This window comes from Microbacterium sp. LWO12-1.2 (assembly GCF_040675875.1).
In the GTDB taxonomy this organism is placed as follows: Bacteria; Actinomycetota; Actinomycetes; order Actinomycetales; family Microbacteriaceae; genus Microbacterium.
On the sequence record NZ_JBEGII010000001.1, the window covers coordinates 3184861 to 3210884 of the forward strand.

The 26024-nt window shown below is 68.9% G+C and carries 23 protein-coding genes; 3 read left to right on the plus strand and 20 right to left on the minus strand.

The features are described from left to right. Positions 1 to 29: 29 nt before the first annotated feature. Together MRBLWO12_RS15270 and dnaB are read right to left on the minus strand one after the other, a co-directional pair. Entirely contained in the window at positions 30 to 260 is a 231-nt protein-coding gene (locus MRBLWO12_RS15270; protein WP_363556955.1) for a histidine ammonia-lyase, read from the minus strand. 152 nt (positions 261 to 412) lie between these two features. Further along, the gene (gene dnaB, locus MRBLWO12_RS15275) at positions 413 to 1786 is read right to left on the minus strand and encodes a replicative DNA helicase (RefSeq protein ID WP_141874585.1); all 1374 of its coding nucleotides are present in this window, start codon (positions 1784 to 1786) and stop codon (positions 413 to 415) included. 526 nt (positions 1787 to 2312) lie between these two features. On the opposite strand from dnaB, the gene MRBLWO12_RS15280 reads away from it, so the two are divergent. The 3 genes from MRBLWO12_RS15280 to MRBLWO12_RS15290 all read left to right on the plus strand — a co-directional run bounded on the left by MRBLWO12_RS15280 (position 2313) and on the right by MRBLWO12_RS15290 (position 9122). Continuing rightward, positions 2313 to 3317 carry a hypothetical protein gene (locus MRBLWO12_RS15280; protein WP_363556957.1) on the plus strand — a complete coding sequence of 335 codons (1005 nt, stop codon included), beginning with the start codon at positions 2313 to 2315 and terminating at the stop codon, positions 3315 to 3317. Positions 3318 to 3420: 103 nt separating this feature from the next. After that, positions 3421 to 4923, plus strand: coding sequence for a chaplin family protein (locus MRBLWO12_RS15285; RefSeq protein ID WP_363556959.1), 1503 nt, complete (start codon positions 3421 to 3423; stop codon positions 4921 to 4923). 503 nt (positions 4924 to 5426) lie between these two features. Beyond that, positions 5427 to 9122, plus strand: a complete 3696-nt coding sequence (locus tag MRBLWO12_RS15290) for an efflux RND transporter permease subunit (protein ID WP_363556961.1) — start codon at positions 5427 to 5429, stop codon at positions 9120 to 9122. A gap of 272 nt (positions 9123 to 9394) precedes the next feature. Here MRBLWO12_RS15290 and rplI read toward each other — a convergent pair whose 3' ends face one another. The 18 genes from rplI to MRBLWO12_RS15380 all read right to left on the minus strand — a co-directional run bounded on the left by rplI (position 9395) and on the right by MRBLWO12_RS15380 (position 26014). Continuing rightward, complete coding sequence (gene rplI / locus MRBLWO12_RS15295) at positions 9395 to 9847, minus strand: 50S ribosomal protein L9 (RefSeq protein ID WP_363556963.1); 453 nt, start codon at positions 9845 to 9847, stop codon at positions 9395 to 9397. Between the two features lie 11 nt (positions 9848 to 9858). Next, positions 9859 to 10113, minus strand: coding sequence for a 30S ribosomal protein S18 (rpsR, locus tag MRBLWO12_RS15300; protein ID WP_017829850.1), 255 nt, complete (start codon positions 10111 to 10113; stop codon positions 9859 to 9861). Between the two features lie 56 nt (positions 10114 to 10169). Continuing rightward, positions 10170 to 10685, minus strand: a complete 516-nt coding sequence (locus tag MRBLWO12_RS15305) for a single-stranded DNA-binding protein (protein WP_363556965.1) — start codon at positions 10683 to 10685, stop codon at positions 10170 to 10172. A 5-nt stretch (positions 10686 to 10690) separates the two neighbouring features. Beyond that, on the minus strand, positions 10691 to 11059 hold the full coding sequence (gene rpsF / locus MRBLWO12_RS15310) for a 30S ribosomal protein S6 (RefSeq protein WP_363556967.1): 369 nt from the start codon (positions 11057 to 11059) through the stop codon (positions 10691 to 10693). A gap of 180 nt (positions 11060 to 11239) precedes the next feature. Then, positions 11240 to 12235 carry an ADP-ribosylglycohydrolase family protein gene (locus tag MRBLWO12_RS15315; protein ID WP_363556968.1) on the minus strand — a complete coding sequence of 332 codons (996 nt, stop codon included), beginning with the start codon at positions 12233 to 12235 and terminating at the stop codon, positions 11240 to 11242. Continuing rightward, on the minus strand, positions 12232 to 13227 hold the full coding sequence (locus tag MRBLWO12_RS15320) for an ADP-ribosylglycohydrolase family protein (RefSeq protein ID WP_363556970.1): 996 nt from the start codon (positions 13225 to 13227) through the stop codon (positions 12232 to 12234). Before MRBLWO12_RS15320 ends, MRBLWO12_RS15315 begins: the two co-directional genes overlap by 4 nt. Further along, the gene (locus MRBLWO12_RS15325) at positions 13224 to 14606 is read right to left on the minus strand and encodes an ADP-ribosylglycohydrolase family protein (RefSeq protein WP_363556972.1); all 1383 of its coding nucleotides are present in this window, start codon (positions 14604 to 14606) and stop codon (positions 13224 to 13226) included. The genes MRBLWO12_RS15320 and MRBLWO12_RS15325 overlap by 4 nt, the downstream gene beginning before the upstream one ends. Next, positions 14603 to 15751 carry an ADP-ribosylglycohydrolase family protein gene (locus MRBLWO12_RS15330; protein ID WP_363556974.1) on the minus strand — a complete coding sequence of 383 codons (1149 nt, stop codon included), beginning with the start codon at positions 15749 to 15751 and terminating at the stop codon, positions 14603 to 14605. Before MRBLWO12_RS15330 ends, MRBLWO12_RS15325 begins: the two co-directional genes overlap by 4 nt. 51 nt (positions 15752 to 15802) lie before the next feature. Continuing rightward, complete coding sequence (locus MRBLWO12_RS15335) at positions 15803 to 17095, minus strand: ABC transporter substrate-binding protein (protein ID WP_363556976.1); 1293 nt, start codon at positions 17093 to 17095, stop codon at positions 15803 to 15805. 53 nt (positions 17096 to 17148) lie between these two features. After that, a complete protein-coding gene (locus MRBLWO12_RS15340) occupies positions 17149 to 18057 on the minus strand; it encodes a carbohydrate ABC transporter permease (RefSeq protein ID WP_363556978.1) in 909 nt (302 codons plus the stop codon). Further along, on the minus strand, positions 18054 to 18995 hold the full coding sequence (locus MRBLWO12_RS15345; protein ID WP_363556980.1) for a carbohydrate ABC transporter permease: 942 nt from the start codon (positions 18993 to 18995) through the stop codon (positions 18054 to 18056). The genes MRBLWO12_RS15340 and MRBLWO12_RS15345 overlap by 4 nt, the downstream gene beginning before the upstream one ends. Continuing rightward, complete coding sequence (locus MRBLWO12_RS15350; protein ID WP_363556982.1) at positions 18992 to 20014, minus strand: LacI family DNA-binding transcriptional regulator; 1023 nt, start codon at positions 20012 to 20014, stop codon at positions 18992 to 18994. Before MRBLWO12_RS15350 ends, MRBLWO12_RS15345 begins: the two co-directional genes overlap by 4 nt. 104 nt (positions 20015 to 20118) lie before the next feature. Next, positions 20119 to 20919, minus strand: coding sequence for an HpcH/HpaI aldolase/citrate lyase family protein (locus MRBLWO12_RS15355; protein ID WP_363556984.1), 801 nt, complete (start codon positions 20917 to 20919; stop codon positions 20119 to 20121). After that, positions 20919 to 22136, minus strand: a complete 1218-nt coding sequence (locus tag MRBLWO12_RS15360) for a CaiB/BaiF CoA transferase family protein (RefSeq protein ID WP_363556986.1) — start codon at positions 22134 to 22136, stop codon at positions 20919 to 20921. The genes MRBLWO12_RS15355 and MRBLWO12_RS15360 overlap by 1 nt, the downstream gene beginning before the upstream one ends. Positions 22137 to 22367: 231 nt before the next feature. After that, entirely contained in the window at positions 22368 to 23207 is an 840-nt protein-coding gene (locus tag MRBLWO12_RS15365; RefSeq protein ID WP_363556988.1) for an ABC transporter ATP-binding protein, read from the minus strand. After that, on the minus strand, positions 23200 to 24048 hold the full coding sequence (locus tag MRBLWO12_RS15370) for an ABC transporter ATP-binding protein (protein WP_363556990.1): 849 nt from the start codon (positions 24046 to 24048) through the stop codon (positions 23200 to 23202). The genes MRBLWO12_RS15365 and MRBLWO12_RS15370 overlap by 8 nt, the downstream gene beginning before the upstream one ends. Further along, complete coding sequence (locus MRBLWO12_RS15375) at positions 24045 to 24956, minus strand: ABC transporter permease (RefSeq protein ID WP_141873541.1); 912 nt, start codon at positions 24954 to 24956, stop codon at positions 24045 to 24047. The genes MRBLWO12_RS15370 and MRBLWO12_RS15375 overlap by 4 nt, the downstream gene beginning before the upstream one ends. Then, positions 24953 to 26014: an ABC transporter permease gene (locus MRBLWO12_RS15380; protein ID WP_363556993.1), complete on the minus strand. Its 1062-nt coding sequence runs from the start codon at positions 26012 to 26014 to the stop codon at positions 24953 to 24955. Before MRBLWO12_RS15380 ends, MRBLWO12_RS15375 begins: the two co-directional genes overlap by 4 nt. Positions 26015 to 26024: the final 10 nt, after the last annotated feature.

Here is a 26024-nt window from a genome sequence, read left to right on the forward strand (position 1 = left end):
GCCGTAAGAGATCCCGGGCGCACATCCCGTCAGACCGATCCGTGCGGAGAGAAAGGGCTTGCGGGACCGTGGTGACGGCGGGTCTCGGGGTCGATCCAGTTGCCCGAACCGGTCATCCGGTGCCATCGCTTGTGGAACGCGAGATCGGTGCCGTCGGCTTCGGCGACAGCCGCACCGCACAGATCGCAGATACGCAGGATGACGATGTCACCGTCTGTGGTCGTGACCGAGAATGACCCTGCCGGGAATACGACGCCCATCGTGTTGCTCCTCTCGCGCCCTCGCCGACCGTCGAGGTGAGGTCTGAGGTTCTATCAAGGTAGCTAAAGTGTGCCTCCGCGGACACCGCGGCAACCATCGCGAACCCCGTCGTCACCCCGCGGATCGCGGCATGTCGGCCCAGGACTTGCACTCAGTGGAAGTCGCCGCCCGGCGCCATGTCCATGAAGCGCGAGTAGTGCCCCTGGAACGCGACGGTGATGGTCGCGGTCGGACCGTTACGGTGCTTGGCGACGATCAGGTCTGCCTCGCCGGGGCGCACGTCCTTGTCGTAGACCGAGTCGCGGTGCAGCAGGATGACCATGTCGGCGTCCTGCTCGATCGAGCCGGACTCACGCAGGTCGCTGATCGCAGGCTTCTTGTCGGTGCGCTGCTCGGGACCACGGTTCAGTTGCGACAGGGCGATGACGGGAACCTGCAGCTCCTTGGCGATGAGCTTGAGGCTACGCGAGAACTCCGAGACTTCCTGCTGACGCGACTCGACGCGCTTGCCCGACGTCATCAGCTGCAGGTAGTCGATGATGACCATACGCAGGCCTTCGCGCTGCTTGAGCCGACGGCACTTCGCGCGGATCTCGACCAGCGTCATGTTGGGGCTGTCGTCGATGTAGAGCGGAGCGTCGTTGATGCGCCCGCGGGTGGCGGCGACCGTCGTCCAGTCGCGAGGATCGAGGTTTCCCTTGCGCATGTTCTGCAGCGGGATCTGCCCTTCGGCACTGAGCAGACGCATCGCGATCTCGCTCTTGCCCATCTCGAGCGAGAAGAACACCGACGGGATGTTGTGGCCGATGGACGCCGATCGCGCGAAGTCGAGCGCGAGCGTCGACTTACCCATCGCGGGTCGTGCGGCGACGACGATCATCTGGCCACCGTGGAGGCCGTTGGTGAGCTCGTCGAGCTCCTTGAAACCGGTGGGAACGCCGGTCATGGAGCCGTCGCGACCGCTGGCGGCCTCGATCTCCTCGAGCGCGGCGTCGACCGCGATCTGCAGCGGAACGTAGTCCTCGGCCGTCTCGGATCCGGTGATCGAGTAGATCTCGGCCTGGGCGTTGTTGACGATGTCGGTCGCGTCGCCCTCGCCCGCGTAGCCGAGCTGCACGATGCGCGTTCCGGCGTCGACGAGGCGGCGGAGGATCGCGCGCTCCGAGACGATACCCGCGTAGTAGCCGGCGTTGGCGGCGGTGGGGACGATCGAGGTGAGCGTGTGCAGGTAGTCGGCACCGCCGGCCCGCCCCAGCTCGCCCGTCTTGATGAGCTCGTCGGTGACGGCGACGACGTCGGTCGGTTCGCCGTGCGAGTAGAGCGAGAGCACGGCCTCGAAGATCAGCTCGTGCTTCGGGATGTAGAAATCGGCGCCCTTGAGCGTCTCGATCACATCGGCGACGGCATCCTTCGACAGGAGCATGCCGCCCAGGGCGCTCTGCTCGGCGAGGAGGTCGTGCGGCGGCACGCGCTCAGGAGAACGCTGCCCTCCGAGGCGGTCCTGCGAGATGTCCGCGATCGACACACTGTTCCCTTCGATGCGACTTTTCTGAGTGCATGGCTCCGACTTGAGAGGTGGAGCCGTATGCGCATCGGCCACGCGATGGCCACCTGCACAGCGAACCAGACGCCTCCGACATTCGGTCGCTCGCTAACGCTACGAGGGGCGCTATCCACATGCAACACGGCCTGTGGATAACCCTGTGCAAAGTGTGCGAACAAGATCGGAGTGTCTGTGCAGAACCGCTGTGGATAACTCGGTGGAGGGGTCGCCAGAAGAACTTTCTTATTGCTACTGACCTGGGCTTTTCTGTTTCCCCACCCTGTGGATGAGAAACAGCTTCAATATTCGATTGAAGGTTGCCCCCTCTGGGGAGGAATGTGTACAACCTGGGGAAAGTCAAGCTCAGATTCTCCCGGGCGCGTCACGGATCGACATCCCCGGCAGCGAGAGGAAAACCCCCTAGACAGGGGGTGTACGTGCGAGTAAGGTCTCCGGCAATCGATGCACTTCGTGTGAACGTGCGTTGCCTTCGGAGGGGGAGGTTGACGTGGATGCTCGGGCCACCCGACGCGGCGTACCCGCCGGCGTCATCTGGGGCGGCCTCGGCGTGCTCCTCTGGTCCGCATTCGCGATCTTCAACGGCGGTGCCGCGCACGCGGACGAGAGCGATGACGGCCCTCTCGACGGACTCACCTCGCTTGTCGGCCAGACGGTCACCTCGGTGACCGAGCCCGTCGTCACCCAGGTCGTCGCTCCCGTCGTCACCCAGGTCGTCGCACCGGTCGTGCAGACCGTGGTCGCGCCCGCGCAGCAGGCCGCTCCGCCGGTCGTGAAGGCCGTCACGCAGACCGCTGCCGCCGTCCCCGTCGTCGGCCCTGCCGCCGCACCCGTGGTGATCGCGGTCGCTGACACGGCGCAGGCCGTCACCACCCCGGTCACCGACCTCCTCACCGACTCCCCGGTCGCGCAGGTCACCGATCCGATCCTGGATGCCGTCACCGGCCTTCCTGTGGTCGGGGGCCTCGTCGACGACCTCGGCGTGAGCGGCGTCGTCCGAGATGTCGTCGGCGTCGTCGACGACGCGACCGGACTCATCGGCGGAGTCGCATCCGAGACCCTTCCGCCGGTGCTCGAGGCACTCGATCCGGTGACTCCCGACACCGACGTCGTGCCGAGCACTCCGCCGTCGCCCGCAGTCACCGACGCGGCTTCGACCGCATCGACGATCGTCACGTCCGGCAAAGGGGCTGAGAACGCGCCCGCGGCGCTCGCGCGCACCTCGATCGGGGCCTCCGTGCCCCCGCCGGTCGTCGGTCTCAACGACGATGCGACTCCGGCTGATCTCCCCGCAGACGGCGCCCCCGGCGCCCCGCCGGGCACTCCCGCATCCCCGACTTCCTCCGCCGGTCCCGGCGGAGCCTCCTCGTACGCCCATGCTCGCCTCAGCGACTCCGGCGTGCCCCCGCTCCGTGCCTGGGAGCGGGCTGCCGGCGCATCCGACGACGCCCTTCCGGCGTCTCCGGTCGCCGACACCGACGTCTCTCCTGACTGACGGGTTGTCACGTCGTTCTCCGTGAACGACAGATGCTGTGCTGCGCGCACCCCAGATGCGCGCGCACATCCCAGACACCCCACACCCAGTCAGGAGCAACATCATGCGTACATATCTGAAGCGTGCCCTCTGGGGGACGCTCATCGCCGGCGGGATCACCCTGCTCGGCGCGACGGCCGCGAACGCGGCCGAGACATCGGGAGAAGACGGACTCCTCTCCGGCACTCAGGCGCTGGCCCCGGTCTCCGCGCCGCTCACCGTCGTGGGCAACGCGATCTCGGTGCTCGGCACCTCGACCGCCCCGGCACCGGCTCCAGCACCAGCCCCGGCTCCAGCCCCGGCGCCCGCGCCTGCGCCGGTGACGAGCGGCGAGTCCGGCACCGCCTCCGGCACCCAGGCCGCCGTGACCGTCACCGTTCCCGTCACCGTGACGGGCAATGCGGTGAGCCTTCTGGGCACCTCTTCGACCAGCACTCCGACCGCGGTTTCCCAGAGTGAGGCTCCCCAGGCCCAGACTCCCGCGGCCGGGGTGCCCTCCGTCACGACCGACGGCATCGACGGCGTCCTCTCGGGCACCCAGGCGCTGCTGCAGGTCGATGTGCCGGTGACGGTCACCGGCAACTCGGTGTCGCTGCTCGGCACCAGTGGCAACAGCGCCCCGGCAGGACAGGGAGCCGCAGCACCGGCATCCCCCGCCCCGAGCGAGGCGGCGACGGACGGATCGGATGGCATCGGCAGTGGAACGCAGGTCGTCGCTCCGGTCACCGCACCGGTGACGGTCGGCGGCAACGCGATCTCGGTCCTCGGTGACAGCAGTGTCACCGGAGCGTCGGCAGCATCCGCGCCCGCATCGACTCCGGCACCGTCCGGCGGCACCTCGGGCGATGATGCGCTGCTCGGCGGCAGCCAGGTGGCGACTCCCATCGCCGCACCGATCACGGTGGGCGGCAACGCGATCGGCGTCCTCGGTGACAGCAGTGTCACCGGAGGCGCGGGCGCCACGTCCGCACCGGCATCCGCACCCAGCACCCCGGCGGAAACGTCGGGTGACGATGCGCTGCTCGGCGGCACGCAGGTGATCGCACCCATCACGGCTCCGGTCTCGGTGGTCGGCAACGCGATCGGCGTCCTCGGTGACAGCAGTGTCACCGGAGGCGCGGGCGCAGCGCCGACAACGACCGCTCCCCTTGCCGGGGGCGGCCTCACGACCGGCCTCGGCTCGATCCTCGGCGGCACGCAGCTGTCGCTCCCGGTGACCCTGCCGATCACGATCGGCGGCAACGCCATCGCGGTGGGAGGCGAGAGCACGGTCACGACGCCGGGGACGAACCCCGGAACCGACCCGGGCACGAACCCCGGCACGGGTCCGGGCACGGACCCCGGAACCGACCCGGGAACGGACCCCGGAACCGACCCGGGCTCTGGCACCGGAACCGACCCCGCTGTGGGCGCCGGAACAGGAACAGCATCCGGTGCGGCCGCGACCGGCTCAGCGGAAGGTCTCGCCATGACCGGCGGTACCCCCGCACCGGGCCTGCTCGCGATCGGAGCGCTGCTGCTCCTCGGCGGTCTCGCCCTGCTGCGTCGTCGCACGATGACGGCGTAGCCGCAGCCCCGGCGGTGCGGGCGTCCTCGGGGGAGGAGACCTTGCACCGTCGGTGCGCGGGTGCGTCGACCATCGCGGCGACCGGGCACTGCGTCCCGGCATCCTGCAGCGTCGCAGCCCGCGCGACATCGCGGGTGCCTCGTGGGGATTCTGCTCCACGGGGCATCCGCCGTGCCATCGAGGGGATCTCGGCAGGCACATCTGTGCGACCCGCAGGAGAATCGGCGACGTGCGGGGAGGCCGATCGTCGGGTCACGACGCCTCCGAGTAGTCCCACAGGGGGACGAGGATCGTACTGCGGGAGGATGTCCCGGCGCGTGCGACCCGGCAGGCTCGAATCGTCGATCGTGTCGCCGGAGCTCAGTCGCCTCTCGTCGCGCTGAGCCGGAACCACAGGATTCGGCACGGGGTGACGAGAGTCGAGTGATCACAGGCGGCTTCCGCGTCGCGCGCGTGCCACTGTGCCCGCCGCTGCGACCCCGCACAAAGGACCTCACCGCTCCATGTCGTTCCTCACACGCAGCAGCCTCAAGAATCGCCTGATCCTGTCGCTCGCGACACTGGCGATCGTCGCTCTCGGCCTCATCTCGATGGGCTCGCTCAAGCAGGAGCTGATGCCGTCGTTGCAGGCGCCCATGGCGTTCATCTCCGCCCAGTCGCAGGGTCTCGCGCCCGAGGAGATGGCGAGCAGCGTGACCGAGCCCGTCGAGCAGGCGGTCCGTGCCGTCCCCGGCGTGACGAGCGTCACCTCCACCACATCCAGCGGGGCTGCGCAGATTCTCGTCGAATGGTCGTTCGGCGAGAACGACGAGGAGACGTTGCGTACGATCCGCAGTGCCACCGAGTCGTTGAAGCCGGGCTTCCCTTCGGGCACGGAGGTCCAGGTGGCGTCGGGCGGTGCCGGTGATCTGCCGGCGATGGTACTCAGCGCTGGCACCAGCGTCGACCAGGAGACGTTCGGCGACGCCCTGCAGCAGACCGCCGTCCCAGCACTCAAGGGCGTGCCCGGTGTGCGCGGTGTCGAGCTCGCGGGCCAGGAGACACAGCGCATCACGATCGACCTCCGCCCCGCAGACGTCACGCGCCTGAAGGTCGAGCCCTCGACGCTCGGTCCGATCCTCCAGGCGCACGGCGCCGCCCTTCCGGCAGGGCAGGCGGATTCCGCCGAGGGCCCTGTGTCGATCACCGTGGGGTCGCGACTCGCCACTCTCGAAGACATCCAGGCCCTCCCGGTGCCGACGCCCGACGGCGCCGTCACTGTCGCCGATTTCGCCGACGTCTCGATCGAGACGGTGCCGGCACAGACCATCTCGCGGGTGAACGGTAACCCGTCGCTCACGCTCCAGATCATCCCGTCGCAGGGAGCCAACGTCGTCGACATCTCGCACGGCGTGAACGCCGAGCTCGACCGGCTCGCTCCGATCCTCGAGGCGGAGTTCGTCACGATCTTCGACCAGGCGCCCTACATCGAGCAGTCGATCCACGACCTCTCCGTCGAGGGTGGGCTGGGCCTCCTCTTCGCGGTCCTCGTGATCCTCGCGTTCCTGCGCTCGTGGCGCTCGACGGTGATCGCGGCCGTGTCGATCCCGCTGTCGCTGCTGATCACCCTCGTGGGCCTGTGGTGGAGCGGCAACACCCTCAACATCCTGACCCTCGGCGCGCTCACGATCGCCATCGGACGTGTCGTCGACGACTCGATCGTGGTGATCGAGAACATCTCGAGACGCCGCGGCGACGGCCCGCTCACCACCGATGGCATCGTCGCCTCGGTGCGCCAGGTGGCCGGCGCCATCACCGCCTCGACGCTCACCACCGTCGCGGTCTTCCTGCCCATCGCTTTCGTCTCCGGAATCGCCGGGCAGCTGTTCCGACCGTTCGCGGTGACGGTCTCGATCGCCCTGCTCGCCTCGCTCGTCGTCTCGCTGACGATCGTGCCGGTGCTCGCTTCCTGGTTCCTCAACAGGGCCCCGAAGCACCGTGCCGCAGACGCCGATGCGGCTCAGCCAGTGGCCGAGGGATCGGCCGACGAGGTGCCGCTCGCCGCGGAGGCTCCGGAAGCGACGGCTGCGCTCCCGACCCCTGCTGCCGCCCCTGCTGTGGCTGTCGCACAGACGCCCGCCCCCGAGTACGAGGTGCCGTCCGAGCTCGACGAGATCCACACGGCTCCCGACCGCCTGCAGCGCACGTTCATGCCGGCCTTGAACGCGACCCGTCGACACCCGGTCATCACCCTGGTCGCCTCTGGGCTGCTGCTCGTCGCGACGCTGGGTATGACGCCGTTCATCCAGACCGACTTCCTCGGCTCATCGGGCCAGGCGAGCCTGCAGGTCGTGCAGACGCCTCCAGCAGAAGCAACGGCCGACCTGGTCGCCGCCGCGGAGCCGGTCGAGAAGACGCTCGGGAAGATCGCGGAGATCGACGACATCACCACCTCGATCCCCGTCCCCACACCCGGCACCCCGACGTCGATCACCTACGACCTGCGGGTGAAGGACGGAGCCGACGTCGCCGCAGTCGAGTCGAAGGTGCAGAAGGCGCTGGACGGCCTTGCCGACAGTGGGAAGATCGAGCTCGCTTCGCAGGATGCCTCCCTCGCGGGTGCCGGTGACGGCATCGCCCTGGCGATCCAGGGCAACGACCCGGCCGCGCTGCGGACCGCCAGCGATCTGCTGGAAGCACAGCTCGCCGACGCCGACGGGGTGCGATCCGTGAAGAGCGAGCTCGCGGGCGAGCAGCCGGTGCTGCGTGTGAAGGTCGACGAGCCGCTGGCCGCGCGCCTCGGCTTCGACCGGACCACGATCGCGAAGGCCGTGCAGGAGGCGCTCTCGGGCGCCACGGTCGGCACCCTCATGTACGAGGGTCGAGAGCGCGACATCGTCGTGCGCACGCCGGGCTCGGCGCGAACCGCCGACAAGCTCGGCGAGATCATGCTGCCCGTCACGGCTCAGCAGACGGCCGAGGCGCAGAAGGCGGCCGCCGACGCGCTCGAAGCCAAGGCCAAGGCCAAGGCGGACGAGGCCAAGGCCAAGGCCGAGAACGAACTCGACTCGCAGATCAACACGGCCACGAAGCAGCGGGCTGAGCTCGCGGGTCAGATCGGCGCCCTGAACAAGCAGCTCGCGGAACTGTCGGCGGCACCGATCATCCCCGCGGACCCGCTGAGCCCTGAGGATGAGGCTGTGCTCCAGGCGCAGACGGAGCGCGCCGAGCAGCTCGCGGCGCTGCAAGGTGCGATCGAAGGCGCGCAGTCCGGCATCACGGCGGCGGACGAGCAGATCAAGGCCCTGCGGCAGAGCCGCACCGACGCCGCCGCCCAGCAGGTCGAGGCCGAGGCCGCCGAGGCGGAGCAGAAGGCGCTCACCGAGGTCACTGGTACGGCGATCCCTCTCGCCGCGATCGCGTCGATCGAGGAGGAGCTCACAGCTCCGACCATCACCCGCGCGGAAGGCGAGCGTCAGGTCACGCTGACGGTCACGCCGGAGAAGGGCGGTCTGTCGGCGGCCAGCCGGGCGATCGACGAGGCGATCGCCGAGACCGATCTGCCGGCGGGGGTCACGTTCGAACAGGGCGGCGCGTCCGCTCAGCAGGACGAGGCGTTCAGTCAGCTCGGTCTGGCGATGCTGGGGGCCATCGTTCTCGTGCTGCTGGTGATGGTGGCGACGTTCCGCAACTTCCGCGGCCCGCTCGTGCTGCTCATCTCGATCCCGTTCGCGGCGACCGGTGCGATCCTCGGGCTCCTCCTCACCGGTACGCCGATGGGGCTCCCCGCCCTGATCGGACTGCTGATGCTCATCGGCATCGTCGTGACGAACGCCATCGTGCTGATGGACCTCGTGAACCGACTACGGGTGGCAGGCGCCAGCCTCGACGAGGCCGTGGAGCACGGAACGCGTCTGCGTCTGCGCCCGATCCTGATGACGGCGGCCGCGACGGTGTTCGCACTGGTGCCGATGTCGCTCGGCCTGACCGGTGGCGGCGTGTTCATCTCGAAGCCGTTGGCGATCGTGGTGATCGGCGGGCTGGTCTCATCGACACTGCTCACCCTGGTGCTGGTGCCGGTCCTGTACACGCTCGTTGAGCGCCGCCGGGATCGCCGGATCGCCAAGCGCGCCGAGCGACGGGCCCGCCGCGAGGAACGCCGTCTCGCCTCCGCCGAGGAGTCGACGGACGTCTTCGAGGTCATGGCCGACAGGGAGTAAGCCCAGGGGCCGTGAACGATGCACGGATGTCGGGAGATTCCCGCGGATAGTGCGTCGTTCACGGCTCGCCCGGCTGCTGCGGCGCACGCCCGGACTGCGGGATCTGCCTCAGCATCCCGACATCTGCAGGAGAATCGGCGACGTGCAGGAGGAATCGGGCCCGAATCGTCCTGCAACCCGCCGAATCTCCTGCAACCGGCGCCGAGAGCGACCCCGGAACACAGAACGCCCCCTGTCCCGAAGGACAGAGGGCGTTCGGAAGGTGTCGCGCCTTACTTGGCGGCGACGACCTGCAGCGTGATGACTGCGGTCACGTCGTCGTGCAGACGAACCGTGGCCTCGTGGTCACCCGTCGACTTGATCGGCGAGGTGATGTGCACCTTGCGCTTGTCGATCGCACCGAGACCGGCAGCCGCGACAGCGTCGGCGACGTGCTCGGTCTTGACCGAACCGAAGAGGCGACCAGCGGCGCCCGCCTTGACGGCGAGACGGACCTTGGTGCCCTCGAGTGCGTTCTTCAGTGCGACAGCGTCGTCACGATCGTGGATCGCGCGGGCCTGACGCGCGGCCTGGATCGATGCGACCTGCTTTTCGCCACCGCGGGTCCACGCCGTAGCGAAACCCTGGGGGATGAGGAAGTTACGGGCGTACCCGTTCTTGACCTCGACCACGTCACCGGCACTACCCAGCCCGGCGACCTCGTTCGTGAGAATCAGCTTTGCCATCTCGATACCCCTTACCGGCCGGCGCCAGCGTAGGGCAGGAGCGCCATTTCGCGCGCGTTCTTGATCGCCGTGGCGATCAGACGCTGCTCCTGCACCGAGACACCGGTGATACGACGGGCACGGATCTTGCCGCGCTCCGAGACGAACTTGCGAAGGGTGGCGACATCCTTGTAATCGATGACACCAACCCGAATGGACTTCGCGGGAGCGGTGGGCTTGCCACCCTTCCGCGGCTTGCGGCGGTCGCCGCTCGACTTTCCAGCCATTGTTTTTCCTTAGTGATGAGCGGATGCCGGCCGCGAAGGCCGGATCCAGAAGTTGTTCAGAACGGGGTGTCGTCGCCGAAGCTGCCGGGAGTGCTCCAGGCATCTGCACTGGTCGACGAGCCGGGCGTGGACCACGGCTCCTCCGACACCTGTGCGGGACGAGCCTGCCCGCCGCCGGCACCACCGGCACCGCCGGCACCACCGTTCGAGGCAGCGCGGGTGACCTGCGCGGTGGCGTACCGGAGCGAGGGGCCGATCTCGTCGACCTCCAGCTCGATCGCCGTGCGCTGGTTGCCCTCGCGGTCCTGGTAGGAACGCTGACGCAGACGGCCCTGCGCGATGACGCGCATGCCCTTGGTCAGCGAACCCGCCACGTGCTCTGCGAACTCGCGCCAGACGGATGCGCGGAGGAACAGCGCGTCGCCGTCCTTCCACTCATTCGCAGCACGGTCGAAGTTGCGCGGCGTGGATGCGATGGTGAAGTTCGCCACCGGCAGCCCGTTCTGCGTGTAACGCAGCTCGGGGTCGGCCGTGAGGTTGCCCACCACGGTGATGACGGTTTCGCCGGCCATGAGACTTAGGCCTTCGCAGCCTTGGCGGCCTTGCGGGCTGCCTTCTCTTCGGTGCGCTTGGCCTCGGTTGCGACCATTGCCTGAGCCTCTTCCGAACGAAGAACCTTGGTGCGCATGATCTGCTCGTTCAGCTTGAGCTGACGGTCGAGCTCCTGCGTGGCCTCGCTGGTCGCGGTGAAGTTGACGACGGCGTAGATGCCCTCGTTCTTCTTCTGGATCTCGTATGCAAGACGGCGCTTGCCCCAGATGTCGACCTTGTCGATCGAGCCACCATCGTTGGTGATGACCTTCAGGAACTTGTCGAGGGTCGGGGCGACCGTTCGCTCATCGATCTCCGGGGTCAGAATGACCATGAGTTCGTACTGGTGCGTCACTTACCCACCTCCTTCGGACTAGAACGGCTCTCGGGACTTTCCCGGGAGCAGGAGGGTGTGTGAACGTGTCCGCCCGAAGCATCCAGATCGGATGCCGGTAGGCAGACAACCTGCACAGTCTAGCGGAGTCCCGGGCGCGTCGCGAACACGCACAACCGGGACTCCGCAGGGCGTCGTCCGTCAGCCGGCGATCACTTCGGCTACCGTGCGTCCGGCCAGCGCCGGAATGCCGAGTCCGGTCAGGCGGATGCCGTCGGCGTCGAGCCCGACGGGGATCCAGTCCTCGCCGAACAGCACGGCAGCCGCGGCACCGGCCAGGGCAGGCAGCGATGCGGCGTTCCGCGGTTGTGCGAGCGCTCCGAGCAGCACGTCGTCGGCGCTCCGGGCCGTCGCCACGTGCGCGAGCAGGAAGCCGAACGTCTCGGGTGCTGCGATCGGGTAGCTGTAGACCCAGTCGCCCACCTGGGTGCTCAAACGGCGCGCCCGATCCAGCGGGCCCGTCGCCTCGGCCGCGACCCGCAGCGAAGTCTCCGCCATCCGTCGGCTCCAGGTGTCTTCCGGGAGCTGATCGACCGCGAGCCGCACGGCGTCGGCCGCCGCGGCCCCATCGACCAGCGCACCGAACAGCGCCGCACTGGCCCTGGCGCACCAGAGGCCGTCGAGGGAGTGGGTGACGGCGGCATCCGCTTCTGCGGCGTCCAGGGCTCCGTCCGCACCGTGTACCGCGACGGCGGCGAGCGCCCGCACCGTGGCGATGTCGTCGAAGTAGTGGGCGTTGTCGTGCCCGGACTGCGGCGGTTCGGCGCCTGCGCGCAGATTCTGCAGTGCCAGCTTCGTGCCGATGCGGGCGCGCAGCCCTCCATCGGGGTCGGCTTCGAGCTCGGCGAGTTCGCGCCATTCGGTCAGGCCCAGCCCGCGTGCGTGCTGGCGTGCGGAGAACGCGAACCACTCGACGTTCTCGCCCGGTCCGGGATGCAGCGTGGTGGGCGGGGCCGCATGCGTGAACGGACGCGGAACGGTCGTGGTGCGGTCATCGTCGCCGAGCTTGGCGAGGATGCGCACCCGGTTCACGCGCTTGGGCGGGAGCGCGTAGACGCGGAAGTCGGCGTTCATCGACGACGCGGATTCTCCCGCGACGATGCCCCGGGTGAACAGGTCGATCAGGGGGGTGGTCATGCGCGCGCCTCCTCGACGATGCGGGTCAGGGTGTCGGCGGCGTCCAAGGGGTGGATTCCGGCCATCGACCGGATGCACGAGCCGACGACGGGTCGCAGTCCTGCCACCCATTCCTCGGGCAGATCGCCGATGCCGGAGATCGCGCCCCCGATGCAGCCGGCGATCGCCGCGGTCGTGTCGGCGTCGCGTCCCATGTTGACGGCGAACAGGATGCTGTCGGCCGCGCGCCCCTCGGCGTGCAGCACCGAGGCCATCGCGAGCCCGACCGCTTCGGGCGCGAGGTCGGCCCAGAAGTAGTCGGCCACGGCGAGACGGTCGTGGAGCGCGAGCGCGAGCGCGTCGTCGTCGAGCCCGGAGCGGACCAGGTCACGTGCATCGCGCAGGTTGCGCGCCGTCCAGCTGTCCGCGGGGATCGCGGCGAGCCCGGCGTCGTAGCAGGCGGCGGCATCCGCTCCGGTGAGAGCCGTGGTCACGGCGACCGCGACGACCACTCCGGCCCAGATGCCTTCGGTCGTGTGGCTCACCGCACCGTCGGCCTCGGCCAGGCGACGGGCGAGGTCGACATCGCCGTCGGCGACGATGCCGAGCGGGCTGACCCGCATCGCGAGCCCGTCGCTCCAGCCGTGCATGGTGTCGCCGCTCAGGGGCGGGCGGATGCCCCGACGCAGGTTGTCGATCGCGGCCATCTCGCTGAACCCTCCGCCCTTGAAGTCGTCGGCCTGCGGGAGCACGTCCTCGATCCAGGTCTGCGCGAAGTCCTCAGCTGTGGCGTTCACGCCGACGCGCTGCACGGTCTTCGCGGTCAGCAGGGCATACTCGGTGTCGTCACTGCCGGCCGGTTCCGGATCGAGGTACCCGGTCACACGGCCATGGGCGGCCTGGATCTCGGCGGCGGAGAAGCCTTCGACCGGCCGACCGATCGCATCGCCGATGGCGAGTCCGGCCAGCGAACCACGGACGCGGTCCTGCAGGGTCGGCGTGGGAGAAGTCATGAACGTCCTTGTCTCTGGGAATGAACGGAGTGCGCGGGGAGCAGCGCGACGGTGCGGCGGGCGAGGTCGTCGATCTCGACACCGTCGAGCCCGGGAAGGCTCGTCGCGATGCGGTTCTGCAGAGGGTCGATGAAGCGAGCGGGCAGGCCGTCGATGCCCGCGAGCCCGCCGAGCACCGAGCCGACGGTGGCTCCCGCCGAGTCGGTGTCCCACCCCGTGATCACCGCCAGCGGCACTCCGCGGGCGAAGTCCCCACCACTGCGTGCCAGCGCGAACGCGATGAGGGCCGCGTTGTTGATCGTGTGCACCCAGTGCAGGTGACCGTAGGCGTCGTGCAGCGCGTCGATGGCTGCCGCGTCGTCGAGGTCGCCGCGCCCGAGAGCGGCTCCGAAGGCGATCGCCTCGCCCAGGTCGCTCCCCACGGGAACGGCGGTCGCTGCGAGATCGAGCACCTCGTCGACGGATGCCGCGACGAGCGAGGCCGAGGTCAGCGCCGCCGCCCACATCGCTCCCCACAGTCCGTTGCGAGTGTGGCTGAGGCGAGCATCCGTCCAGGCCATGCGGGCCGCTTCGGTGATGTCACCGGGATTGATCCAGCCGTAGACGTCGGTGCGGATGAGGGCGCCGATCCACTCGCGGAACGGATTGCGCACGCGAGCCGCCTCATCCGGGCGATAGCCGTCGAGGAGGTTGCGATACGCGATGCGCTCAGCGGTGAAGGTGCGCCCCGCCGGGAGGTCTGCCAACCACGCCTGTGCGATGTCGTCGGTCGTGAACCCGCGACCCACGGATTCGAGCACCCGCAGGTTCAGGAGCGGGTAGTTGAGATCGTCGTCCTCCGGCATCCCGGCGATGTTCTCGACCAGGGAGTTGACCGCCGAGCGCCGGTTCCACGGCCAACGCCGTGCGACGTCGTCGGGCAGCCCGTGCGCGGTGAAGTAGTCCGTCAGCGGCCAGCGACCCGTCGCCCGCAGGATCTCCTCGATCCCCGCCCGCGGTATCTTCTCGACGGGTTTGCCCCACAGGCAGCCGGCCGACCGACCGGCCCACGCGCCATGGATGCGGGCACGGAGCGCGGCGTCATCCGGCGTCGCGATGGGTGCGGGCATGCCGGTGAGCTCGGCACGCACCTCGCCCCATGTCGTCGCCTCCGGCTCCGCGGGGGCAACCGCGTCGAGTTCGATCAGCAGCGCGCGGGCCAGCATCCGGAGGTCGTCGGACGCCGCATCCGCCGTCGCCCCGCCGCGCACGGGGTCGAGCGTGCCGCCCGCCGCGGTCCAGCGGGCAGCCACCGCCTCGACGTCCTTGCCTTCGGCGCGCGCCTGCACCAGCTCGTGCGGCAGCAGGTCTTCCGGCTGCGCCCAGGTCAGGCGCATCATGCTTCCCGGAGCGCCGCGACCCGGCGGAGGTCGGCCTCGGCGCGAGCCGCGTCCTTCTGCATGACATCCACTGCGACGCCCGACAGCAGCGCGGCGTACTCGTCGAAATCGACCCGGCTGGCCGTGGCGATGGTGTCGAGTATCTCCGAGGGGATCACGGCCTGACCGCCGATGCCCGCGGCGAGGCTTCCGGCCATCGACGCGATGGAGTCGGAGTCGCGGCCGTAGTTCACGGCGCCGAGCACGGTGGGAAGGAACGCTCCCTCATGCGCGACGAGGAAGCCGAGCGCGACGGGCAGCTCCTCGATCGACTTGGTCCGAGACGGCACTCGCGCATCCATCAGCGGCTCGCGATACGCGTCGCCCACTGTGTCGAAGGGACGGATGGCGTCGCGCAGGGCGAGCCCGATCTGCTCCTCATCGGCGTCTGACCCCAGGCCGCGAGCTGCATCGACCACCGCACGGATCGCTGCGGCCGTGCCGTCGTGGGCGACGCGCAGCGCGGCGTCGATCACGGAGTCGACCGTCGCGTCGAGAGCCACGGATGCGGCGACCGCGGCGGCGAACACCCCGGCGGCCTCCCGTCCGTAGCTCGACTGGTGAGCGCCGGCGACGTCGATCGCCTCGGCGTACGCCGCCTCCGGGTTGCCGGCGTTGATGATGCCGACGGGTGCCATGTACATCGCGGCGCCGCAGTTGACCACGTTCCCGACGCCCGCCTCCCGTGGATCGACGTGGCCGTACTGCAGACGAGTGACCAGCCACTTCTCGGCGAGGAAGATGCGCTGCAACAGGATCGATTCACGTTCCAGCTCCGGGATCCAGCGGACCTCGGTCTGCAGCAGCGGCACGAGCAACTCGGCGACGGCGAACGCGTCGATGTGGTCTCGTCGCTCCGCGTACACCCGGATCAGCGCCTGCGTCATCAGGGTGTCATCCGTGATGTGCCCATCACCCTTGTGGTACGGGCTGACCGGTCGAGCGGTCTGCCAGTCCAGGTGATAGGGCGGGACGATGCCCGTGATCGGACCCCCGTACCGCTCTTTGATCTTCTCCGGACTGAAGCCTTCGGCCGCCCCACCCAGGGCGTCGCCGATGGCCGACCCCGCAAGCACGGCCGCCGTGCGTTCCCGAATCCAGCTCATGCCATTCCTCTCTTAAAGGTGGGGCGGATGCGTGCATCCGCCCCACCGTCGTCAACCGTTGACCTGTGCCCAGCCGTCATCGAGCTCGGATGCCAGGCCCTTGTCGTCGATCTCCCCGCCCAGGAACTTCTGGAACGCGGGAGTCGCGACGGTGTCCTTCCATCGCACGAAGCCGTTCGCCTGCAGGAAGGCCGGTCCGTCGAGGCCTTCTGCCGACTGCACGATCTCGGGCCAGCCGTTCTGGTCGGCCGTCTGTTCGGCGAGCGCCTCACGTGCCGAGATCGTCGTGGGGATGAGCCCGTCGGCGATGTTCATCTTCACGAGGTTGTCGGTCTGCATGAAGTAGTCGAGGAACTTCGCGGCCTGCTTCTGATGCGGCGAGTCGATGTTGATCGACAGCGTCTGCGGGTTGGCGGCCTGCACCGCTCCCTCGGATCCGGCGAGCGGCGGCAGCACGATCCAGTCCATGTCGGCCGGGGCGTCGGTGGCGATGTTCGCCACCTGGTACGAGCCCTGCACGGTCATGGCGGCCTTGCCCGCGTAGAACGTCGCCAGCACGTCGGAGCCCGACTGCGTGACGCCGATCGGGTCGACAGAGCCGTCTTCGATCATCGACCGCACGCGGTTCGGCACCTCGAGGTCGGCATCCTTCACCTCGACCTTCATGTCTTCGCCCTCGCCGGTGAAGTACTCGGAACCGAAGCCCATGCCGAGGCTCATGAACGCCGCGGTGGGGCTCTTCAGGCCCCACGTGATGCCGTGCACATCGCCGGACGTCGTGGCCTTCGCGATCTCGTCGAGCTCGTCCCACGTCATGGAGTCGCCCGTCGGGATCTCGACGCCCGCGGACTCCAGCAGCGTCTTGTTCGCGAACACGACGTAGGTCTGCAGTTCGGTCGGGGCGCCGATCATCTGGTCGTCGACCGTCACCGAGGCGAGCACGCCGGGGTCGATGTCGTCGATGGTCTCCTTGCTGAGCAGTTCGCTCAGGTCGGCGAGGTAGCCATCACGGGCGAAGGGCACGATGCCGAGCACTTCGTAGTGGATGATGTCGGGCGCGACCTCACCGGCGAACTGCGTCGTCAGCTTGTCGTCCAGGCTGTCGGTCGGTGCCTGCACGATCTCGACCTGGATGTCGGGGTTGTCGTCGTTCCAGGCATCCACGATCTCCTTGGTCGCCTCGATCGCGGCCGGCTGGTCGGAGAACGACTGGAAGGTGATCGATACCGGCTCGCCATCGCCGGCGTCGTCGGTCGTGTCGCCGCCCGCGGAGCAGGATGCGAGGGTCAGCGCCGTCACCGCGGCTGCGGCGAGCGCGATGGACGCGCGATGAAGCTTCTTCACTTCATACCTCTTTCTTTATGTGATGGGAATTGCGGGAAGTCCATGGGCTCAGCTCAGCCCTTGACGGCGCCGGAGAGCAGGCCGGTGGCGAGACGCTTCTGCAGCAGCGTGAAGAAGACGATGCTCGGGATGCTCGACAGCAGAGCCCCGGCGGCCAGCGGCCCGACCGCGACCTTGCCCTCACCTCCGACGAACGTGCTGAGGGCGATGGGGAGCGTGTAGTTCTCCGGCGACTGCAGCAGCACCAGGGCGAAGAAGAACTCGTTGTACGCCGAGACGAAGCTGAACATCGCGGTCGCCACGAGCCCTGGCATCAGCAGCGGGAACACGACCCGCTGCAGCGTGCGCGCCTTGTTGGCACCGTCGATCGCCGCGGCCTCTTCGATGTCGTACGGGATCGCCGCGACGTACCCCTGCAGCATCCAGAGCGAGAACGGCAAGGTGTAGACGGAGTAGACCGCCACGAGCCCGAGCAGGGAGTCGACCAGGCCGACCGACCGCAGGATGAAGAACAGCGGGATGACGATGAGGATCACCGGGAAGATCTGGCTCACCAGGATGTAGCCCACCCCGATCGATCGGAGCTTGCCCTGGTACCTCGCCATGACGTACGCGCCGGGGATCGACAGCAGCGTGACGATGATCGTCGTGGCGATGGCGACCAGGAGGCTGTTGCCTGCCGCGCGCACGAGACCCTGCCGTTCCAGCGCCACGACGAAGTTGTCGATCGTCGGCTGCAGGGGGAACAGGTTGACGGCGAGGGAGTTGATCTCGGCGGACGACTTGAACGCGGTGGAGATCAGCCACAGCAGCGGGAAGCCCAGGAAGATCAGGAACCCCGCGAGCGCCACGTACTGCAGGATGCGGACCAGCGGCTTCTTCGTGCGCCGATTCATCGATCTGCGCTGCTTCTTCGTCGTGTTCTGGGTGACCATGGCGCGGGTGACGGTGCTCTGAGTCATCGCGGGCTCCTCTCCGGACGCAGCTGACGCCACAGGGCGATCACCAGGATCACGACGAGGAAGATCACGATGACGTCACCCATCGCCGCCGCCCCTCCGGTGTTGCGGGACTTGAATGCCTCGAGGTACGTGAACAGCATCGGCAGCATCGTGCGACCACCGGGACCGCCCTCGGTCATGACGTAGACGATGCCGAAGGAGTTGAAGTTCCAGATGAAGCTGAGGCTGGCGATCGAGAAGATCACCGGGCGCAGCGCCGGCAGGGTGACGCTGATGAAGCGGCGCCAGGTGCTCGCGCCGTCGACGGCGGCCGCCTCGAGGAGCTCGCCCGGCACCTGCTGCAGGCCGGCGAGCAGCACGACGGTGTTCTGCGGCATGCCCACCCACACCCCGACGAGGATGACGGCAGGCAGCGCCAGTCCGAAGTCGCCCAGCCAGTTGATGTTCTCCGGCCCTCCCAGCGATTCGATCAGCCAGTTCAGCGGCCCGTTGGTCGGCGAGTAGATCATCTGCCACATCACAGCGACCACGACGGGCGGCATCGCCCACGGGATCAGTGCCAGCACGCGGGTGATGCCGCGGAAGCGCAGATCGGTGTTGAGCAGCAGCGCGAGGCTGAGTCCGCCGATCAGCTGCAGGGCGGTCACGGTGACGGCCCAGATCATGCCGATCCCGAACGACTGCCAGAACTGGGTGTCGGAGCCGAGCTTGATGAAGTTCTCGAATCCGACGAACTGCGTCTCGTGGTTCCGGGCGAGGCGCGAATCGGTGAACGCCGTGGCGACACCGATGAACAGCGGGATCACGCTGAGCGCGAGGATGGGGATCAGCGTCGGGATGACGAGACCGAGCGCCTCGTTGCGGCGCGAGCGGGCGAGGCCGCCCGGCTTGGGCGCGATCCCCTTCGTCGTGGACGTCTTCGCAGCTGTCGTGCTCATGCGGATTCCCCGATCGTCGACGCTCGGATGACGAGCGTGGCCTCGACCGTCTCGCGCCGTGTGGGACGCGAGGGATCGGCGAAACGCTCGCTGAGCATGCGCGCGGCGATCCGCCCCCGTCGCTCGGACTGAAGGGAGACCGAGGTCAGCGGCGGGCTGTAGAGCGCGGCCAGATCGGTGTCGTCGATGCCGGTCACGGCGATGTCCTCCGGTACGCGCAGACCCTGTCGGCGGATCGCGTTGATGGCGCCGATCGCGATCAGATCGTTCGCGCAGACGATCGCGTCGATCGGTTCGCCGCTCTCCGTCGTCGCGGCGAGCAGCCGCTCGGCGGCATCCACCCCTGCGCCGACGGTGAAGTCGGCCGCGGTGATCTGCAGGGCATCGGTGCGCGTCAGACCGTGCCGCTGGACGGCGGCGGCGAATCCGGCGCGGCGGGCCGCACCGGGGTTCGTGTTGCCCGGCCCGTTGATCACGCCGATCCGGGTGCGCCCGATCTCGACCAGGTGGTCGACGACCATCCCGACGGCGACCGCGGAGTCGACGAAGACACTGTCGATGCTGAGTTCGGAGTGCAGGGTGCCGATCACCACGACCGGCACGACCGTGTCGGCGAGCGCCTGGCGAAGCGCGGGGGTCACGCGCAGGGGCGAGATGATCAGGCCGTCGCCGGCCCCCATGCTCAGCATTCGCACGAGTTCGACCGTCTGGTCAGGGCGGCGGCCGGTTGCCGAGACGCTGATCCGCGTCGTCTCTCCCAGCTCCTCCTCGATCGCGCGCAGCATCTGCACGTAGTTCGGGTTGCCGATGTCGTCGACGGCGAAGACGACCTGCGGATGACCGCCCAGACGCAGTGAGCGCGCCGTGGCATCCGGCAGGTAGCCGATGCGCTTCGCCGCTGTGCGCACCTTTCGCACCATCTCCGGGCTCGCGGAACGGCCGGTGAGGGCGCGCGATGCGGAAGCGAGTGAGACACCGGCCGCGGCGGCGACCTCGTGCAGAGTCGGCTTCGTCCCCATGATTCTCCTCGTCGAGCGGAAACGTTTCCAAGATGCGATTTGGAAACGTTTCCAAATCGGCGGTGGTTGGGCTCCAGGGAATCTAGGCGGACTCCCTCCGGGTGTCAAGACCTCGGTTCGGTCATCCCCAGAATCCGTTCTGCGCGTCCTCGCATGGCGGGGTCGACCATCTCGCCCGAGGCGAGGGTCATGACTCCTCCACCCTGCAGCGCCGAGAGCACGTCCCGCGCCCAGGCGACCTCGGCCTCGGTGGGGGCGAAGACAGCGGCGATCACCGCGAGCTGCAGCGGATGCGCAGCCATCCGGCCGAACAGGCCGAGGTCCGCGGCACGACGAGTGTCCGCCGCCAGCCCTTCGAGGTCACGGATCGCGGGATAAACCGACGCCATAGGAGCAGGCAATCCCGCCGCGCGCGCCGCGAACAGCATCGACAGGCGCGCGTGCGTGATCACCGGCTCGCCTCCCCCGACCTCGCTGCGCAGGTCGCTCTCCCCGAGCGCGAGGGCGACCACGGCCGGATGCTCAGCGATCGCGACAGCGTTCACCACCCCACGAGCGGATTCGAGCAGTGCGATGAGCGGCCGGCCCGGTGCGAGCGCGAGCGCATGGTCGAGATCGGCGACGCCCTCGACCTTCGGCAGCCGGATGCCGATCTCGGGCGCCAGTGCCGACACAGCCTGCAGATCCCGATCGTCGCCCGCGTTCACGCGCACCTGCACCGCGGCACTCCCCCGCCGTCCGTTGCGGAGCCACTCGACCACGGCGTCGCGCGCCTCGGCCTTGTGCTCCGGCGCGACGGCATCCTCGAGGTCGAACACCACCAGATCGGCGCCGCTCTCCTCCGCCGAGAGGAAGCGGTCAGGACGATCCCCCGGCACGTAGAGACCGCTGCGGTAGCCGTCCATCACACCGCTCCCCGCGTCTTGAGACGCGCGATCTCCGCATCGGAGAGACCGGCATCGCGCAGCACCTCGTCAGTGTCGGCGCCGTGCCTCCGCCCCGTCCACCGGATCGACCCGGGCGTCCGCGACAGGCGGAACAGCACGTTCTGCATCGCGACATCTCCGAGGTCGTCGTCTTCGACGCGCACGATCGTGCCCAGGGCCTGATACTGCGGGTCCTCGACGACGCCGCGCACGTCGTAGACCGGGGCGATGGCCGCTGATGCCGCCTCGAACACCGCGACGACCTCGTCGGCATCATGAGCCCCGATCCAGGACTGCACCGCCTCATCGAGCTCGTCGGCGTGCAGCGCCCGCTCGTGTCCTGATCGGAACCAGGGCTCATCGATCAGCTCGGCACGGCCGACCACGGTCATCACACGCTCGGCGATCGACTGAGAGCTCGTCGACACCGCCAGCCACACGCCGTCGCGTGAACGGTAGACGTTGCGCGGGGCGTTGTTGACCGAGCGGTTGCCGGTGCGGGGCTGCACCGCGCCGAGCTGATCCCACGCGGTGATCTGGCCACCCAGCAGCATCAGGATCGGTTCGATGATCGCCATGTCGACGACCTGCCCGCGGCCGTCACGCTCCGCGCTGCGCAGCGCAGCCATCACGGCATAGGCGGTGGCGAGAGCGGCGATCCCGTCGGCGAGACCGAACGGGGGAAGCGTGGGCGGGCCATCCGGGTCGCCCGTGAGGGCGGCGAAGCCGCTCATCGCCTCCGCGAGACTGCCGAAGCCGGGCCGCGCGGAGTACGGACCGAACTGCCCGAACGCGGTCACCCTGGCCAGCACGAGCCGAGGGTTCGCCTCGTGCAGACGCTCGGGCGAGAGCCCCCAGCGCTCGAGTGTGCCGGGGCGGAAGTTCTCGACCATGACGTCGGCATCGGCCACCAGTCGCAGCAGCACCTCGGCGCCGGCGGAATCGCTGAGGTCGATCGTCACGGTGCGCTTGTTGCGCCCCAGCGTCTTCCACCAGAGGTTGACGCCACCCTTCTGCGGCCCGTGTCCGCGCGAGGCATCGGGCCGGGTCGGATGTTCGACCTTGATGACATCCGCACCGAAATCCCCGAGGAAGGTCGCCGCCAGAGGCCCGGCGAACAGCGTGGAGACATCGAGCACGCGCACCCCCTCGAGGGGCGCCGTTGGAACAGTTCTCAGATCTTCCCGGTCCGACACCGAGACATGATAGTCACAGCTCTGCCGTCACGACCAGATGCGCCGGTTGGGCGCGCAGAGGTCGCAGATCATCGCCTTCGACAATCAGGGACGCGGGTCCGTCGACAGGCACAGCGCCCAGCGCAGCCCGGTGGTACGTGGTGCCCCCTCGCCCGACGGGACCGTCGGACGAGGGGAGCCAGAGGGCCGACGACCCCGACGAGGGCCGGCGGACGAGGCGCGCGAGCGACCTCAGTTCAGGACCGGGGGGATCTCCGACCAGATGATGCGCTCCTCGGTCGTCGGCGCGACCGGGATGTGCCCGGCGCCGTCCGGCTCCGGGATCGCGGCGAGCAGTGCACGCGTGTACGGATGCTGCGGATCGGCCCACACCCGGTCGGTCGGGCCCGACTCCAGCACGCGTCCGCCGAACATCACGAAGGTGCGGTCGGCGATGCGCCGCACCACGGCGAGGTCGTGCGAGATGAACAGCATCCCGGCTCCGGCCTCCGCGACCAGGTCGCGCATGAGTCCGGCCACGCTCGTCTGCGTCGAAGCGTCGAGTGCCGAGATCGGCTCATCCGCGACGAGGAGTGAGGGCCGGGCAGCCAGCGCACGGGCGATCGCGATGCGCTGCTTCTGACCGCCCGAGAACTGGTGCGGGAACCGCGTGCTCACGTTCGTCGGCAGCCCGACGCGTTCGAGCCACTCCTCGACCGTCGAGCCTGCCGCGCCTCGCGCCTTGGCGGTGGCGATGCCGTCGGCGATCTGCTCGCCGATCCGACGCCGCGGGTTCAGCGAGGTCGACGGATCCTGGAACACCATCTGGATGCCGGTGAGCGCGATCGAACGGCGGCGGATGCCGAGCGGCGACACGGGAGCGTCCCGGAAGAGCACCGTCCCGCCCGCGGTCTTCTCGATGCCCACCACGGCACGCGCCAGGCTGGACTTGCCGCTGCCGGACTCGCCGACCAGGGCGACGGTCTCGCCGGGGGCGACGCTGAGCGACACCCCGTTGACGGCGATCACGGGCGGGTTTCCCGGGTAGCGCACCACGATGTTCTGCGCGTCGAGAACGGCGACCTCACTCATCAGCGGCCTCTCCCTCGGGTGCTTCCTCGATCTTCGAACCGGGCAGCGCGGCGAGCAGCGTGCGCGTGTACTCATGCTGCGGCGAGAGGAACAGGGTCTCGCGGTCGGCCCGCTCGACGATGCGTCCGTCCTTCATCACGGCCACCTCATCGGCGATCGCGCTCATGACGCCGAGGTCGTGCGTGACGAGCAGCACGGCCAGGCGGCGTTCGGTCGCGAGGTCGCGCAGCAGCCGCAGGATGCCGGCCTGCACCGTCACGTCGAGCGCAGTGGTCGGCTCATCCGCCAACAGCACGTCGGGGTCGCACGCGAGGGCGCAGGCGATCGCGATGCGCTGACGCTGCCCGCCGGAGAACTGATGCGGGTACCGCTTCAGCGCCTCTTCGGGGTTCGGCACCTGCACGGTCTGAAGCAGCTCGACCGCCCTGGCGCGCGCCGCCGCCCCCTTGAGGCCGAGGTGCACGCGCATGTGGTCGGTGAGCTGACGGCCGACCGGCAGCTGCGGGTGCAGCGAGGCCGACGGGTCCTGGAAGATCATCGCGATTCGCTTCCCGCGGATGCGGTTGAGCGCGCGGCGTCCGAGTCCGACGAGCTCATCGTCGCCGAGGCGGATCGACCCTCCGGTGCGCGCCTGACGCGGCAGCAGTCCGAGCACCGCCAGCGAGGTCAGCGTCTTGCCCGAGCCGGACTCGCCGGCGAGGCCATGGATGCGTCCGGGGACGAGGTCGATCGACACGCCCTTGACGAGCGGACGACCGATGTCGATCGTGAGCTCACGGATGCTGAGCGTCGGAGCGATCTCGGCCGGGGTGGCCTGTGCGGAGGCGGTCTGGGCGCTCATGCGGCGACTCCCGTCGCGGAGGCCTTGTGCTCGGCCTGCTTCTCGTGGGCGATCTCGGCCGTGGGATCGAGCACATCACGCATCGCGTCGCCCAGGAAGTTGAACGCGAGCACCACGGTCAGGATCGCGAGTCCGGGGAAGACTCCGAGCCACCAGGCGTCGAAGTTCTGCATCGCACCGGAGATCATCGATCCCCACTCGGCCGTCGGCGGCTGGGCACCGAGTCCGAGGAACGAGAGTCCGGAGAGCAGGAGGATCGCCGCGCCGATGTCGAGCGTCGCCAGCACCAGCACGGGGCCGGCGATGTTCGGGAGGATGTCGACGAACAGCGTCCGCACCGGGGAGTGGCCGAGCAGCCGTCCGGCGATCACGTAGTTCTGTCCGCGCAGACCGAGCACGATGCTGCGGGTGACACGGGAGTACTGCGGCCACGACACCACGATCGCGGCGATCACGGCGTTGAACAGCGACGGGCCGAGGGAGGCCGCCACCACCATCGCGAGGATGACGGTCGGGAACGCCATGAACAGGTCGGTGATGCGCATCAGCGTCTCGTCGAGCCAGCCGCCGAAGTAGCCGGCGAGCGCGCCGATGACGGTGCCGATGATCATGGCCGCGATCACCAGGGTGAGCGCGAGCGGCAGGCTCACGGTGGCGCCGGTCATCAGACGCGAGAAGATGTCGCGACCGTTGCCATCGGTACCCAGGAGCGTATCGATGCCCGGCGGCTGCAGGCGAGGGAGCACCTGGGCGTTGGGGCCGAAGGGCACCCACCACTGCGCCGTGAAGGCGACGATGACCCAGGCTCCGGCGATCACGGTGCCGATGATGCCGAGCGGGGTGCGCCAGGCTCGGGGCCACCGGAAGCGGAAGCGTCCGGCCGGGGTCGCGGCGGCGATGCGGCTCATGCGATCCTCACTCTCGGGTCGAGGACGCCGTAGAGCAGATCGACGACGAAGTTGATGAGGAGGTAGATGAACCCGACCACGAGTCCGACGCCCATGATGCCGGGCAGGTCGAGGTTCGCGGCGGAGTTGTAGGCATAGGTGCCCAGTCCCGGCCAGGCGAACACCGACTCGACGAGCACCGTGCCCGAGAGCAGCGCGCCGAAGGCCACACCGACGACGGTCAGGATCGGCAGCGAGGCGCCGCGGAGCACATAGTCGAGGATCACGCGCATCGCCGGAAGGCCCTTGGCCCGCGCGGCACGCACGTAGTCGCTGCCCAGGACCTCGAGCACGGAGGTGCGGATGAAGCGGGTGAGCAGACCGATCGTGACGAGCGACAGCACCATGACCGGCAGGGCGAGGTGCGCGAGGGCGTCGAAGAAGCCGACCGCGTCGCCGTTCAGGAGGTAGTCGACCGTGTAGAGCCCGGTCACGCGCGGGGGCGGCGTGATCGACGGAGAGATGCGCCCGGAACCAGGCGCGATGCGCAGCTCCAGGAAGAAGACGTAGAAGCTGACGAGCGCCAGCCAGAAGGTCGGCACGCTGAGTCCCACCAGCGTCACCACGCGGATGACCTGGTCGGTGACCAGTCCGCGCCGGTAGGCGGCCAGCGTTCCGAGCACGATGCTGACCACGAGGCTGAGGATGATCGCGCCGATGGCGATCTCGATCGTGGCCGGCACCGCGGTGGCGAGGTCGCTGGTGACCGGGCGTCCGGTCACCAGCGACGTGCCGAGGTCCCCGCGCAGCAGGTTCCCCATATAGATGAAGTACTGCACGAACAGTGGCTGGTCGAGTCCGTGCTCCCGGATGAACGCCTCACGCGTCGCCGGGTTCTGGGACGCGCCCTCACCGAGTGCGGCCGAGACCGGGTCTCCCGGCACCAGGTTGGTGAGCGCGAACGTGACGATCGTCACGCCCACCAACAGGAGCAGAGAGGTCCCTGCCCGCCGCAGCAGGTATCCGATCAGAGGCGATCGGCGCCGCTGCGCCTGCCTCTGCACGGCCACTGTCGTCATGAGATATCCG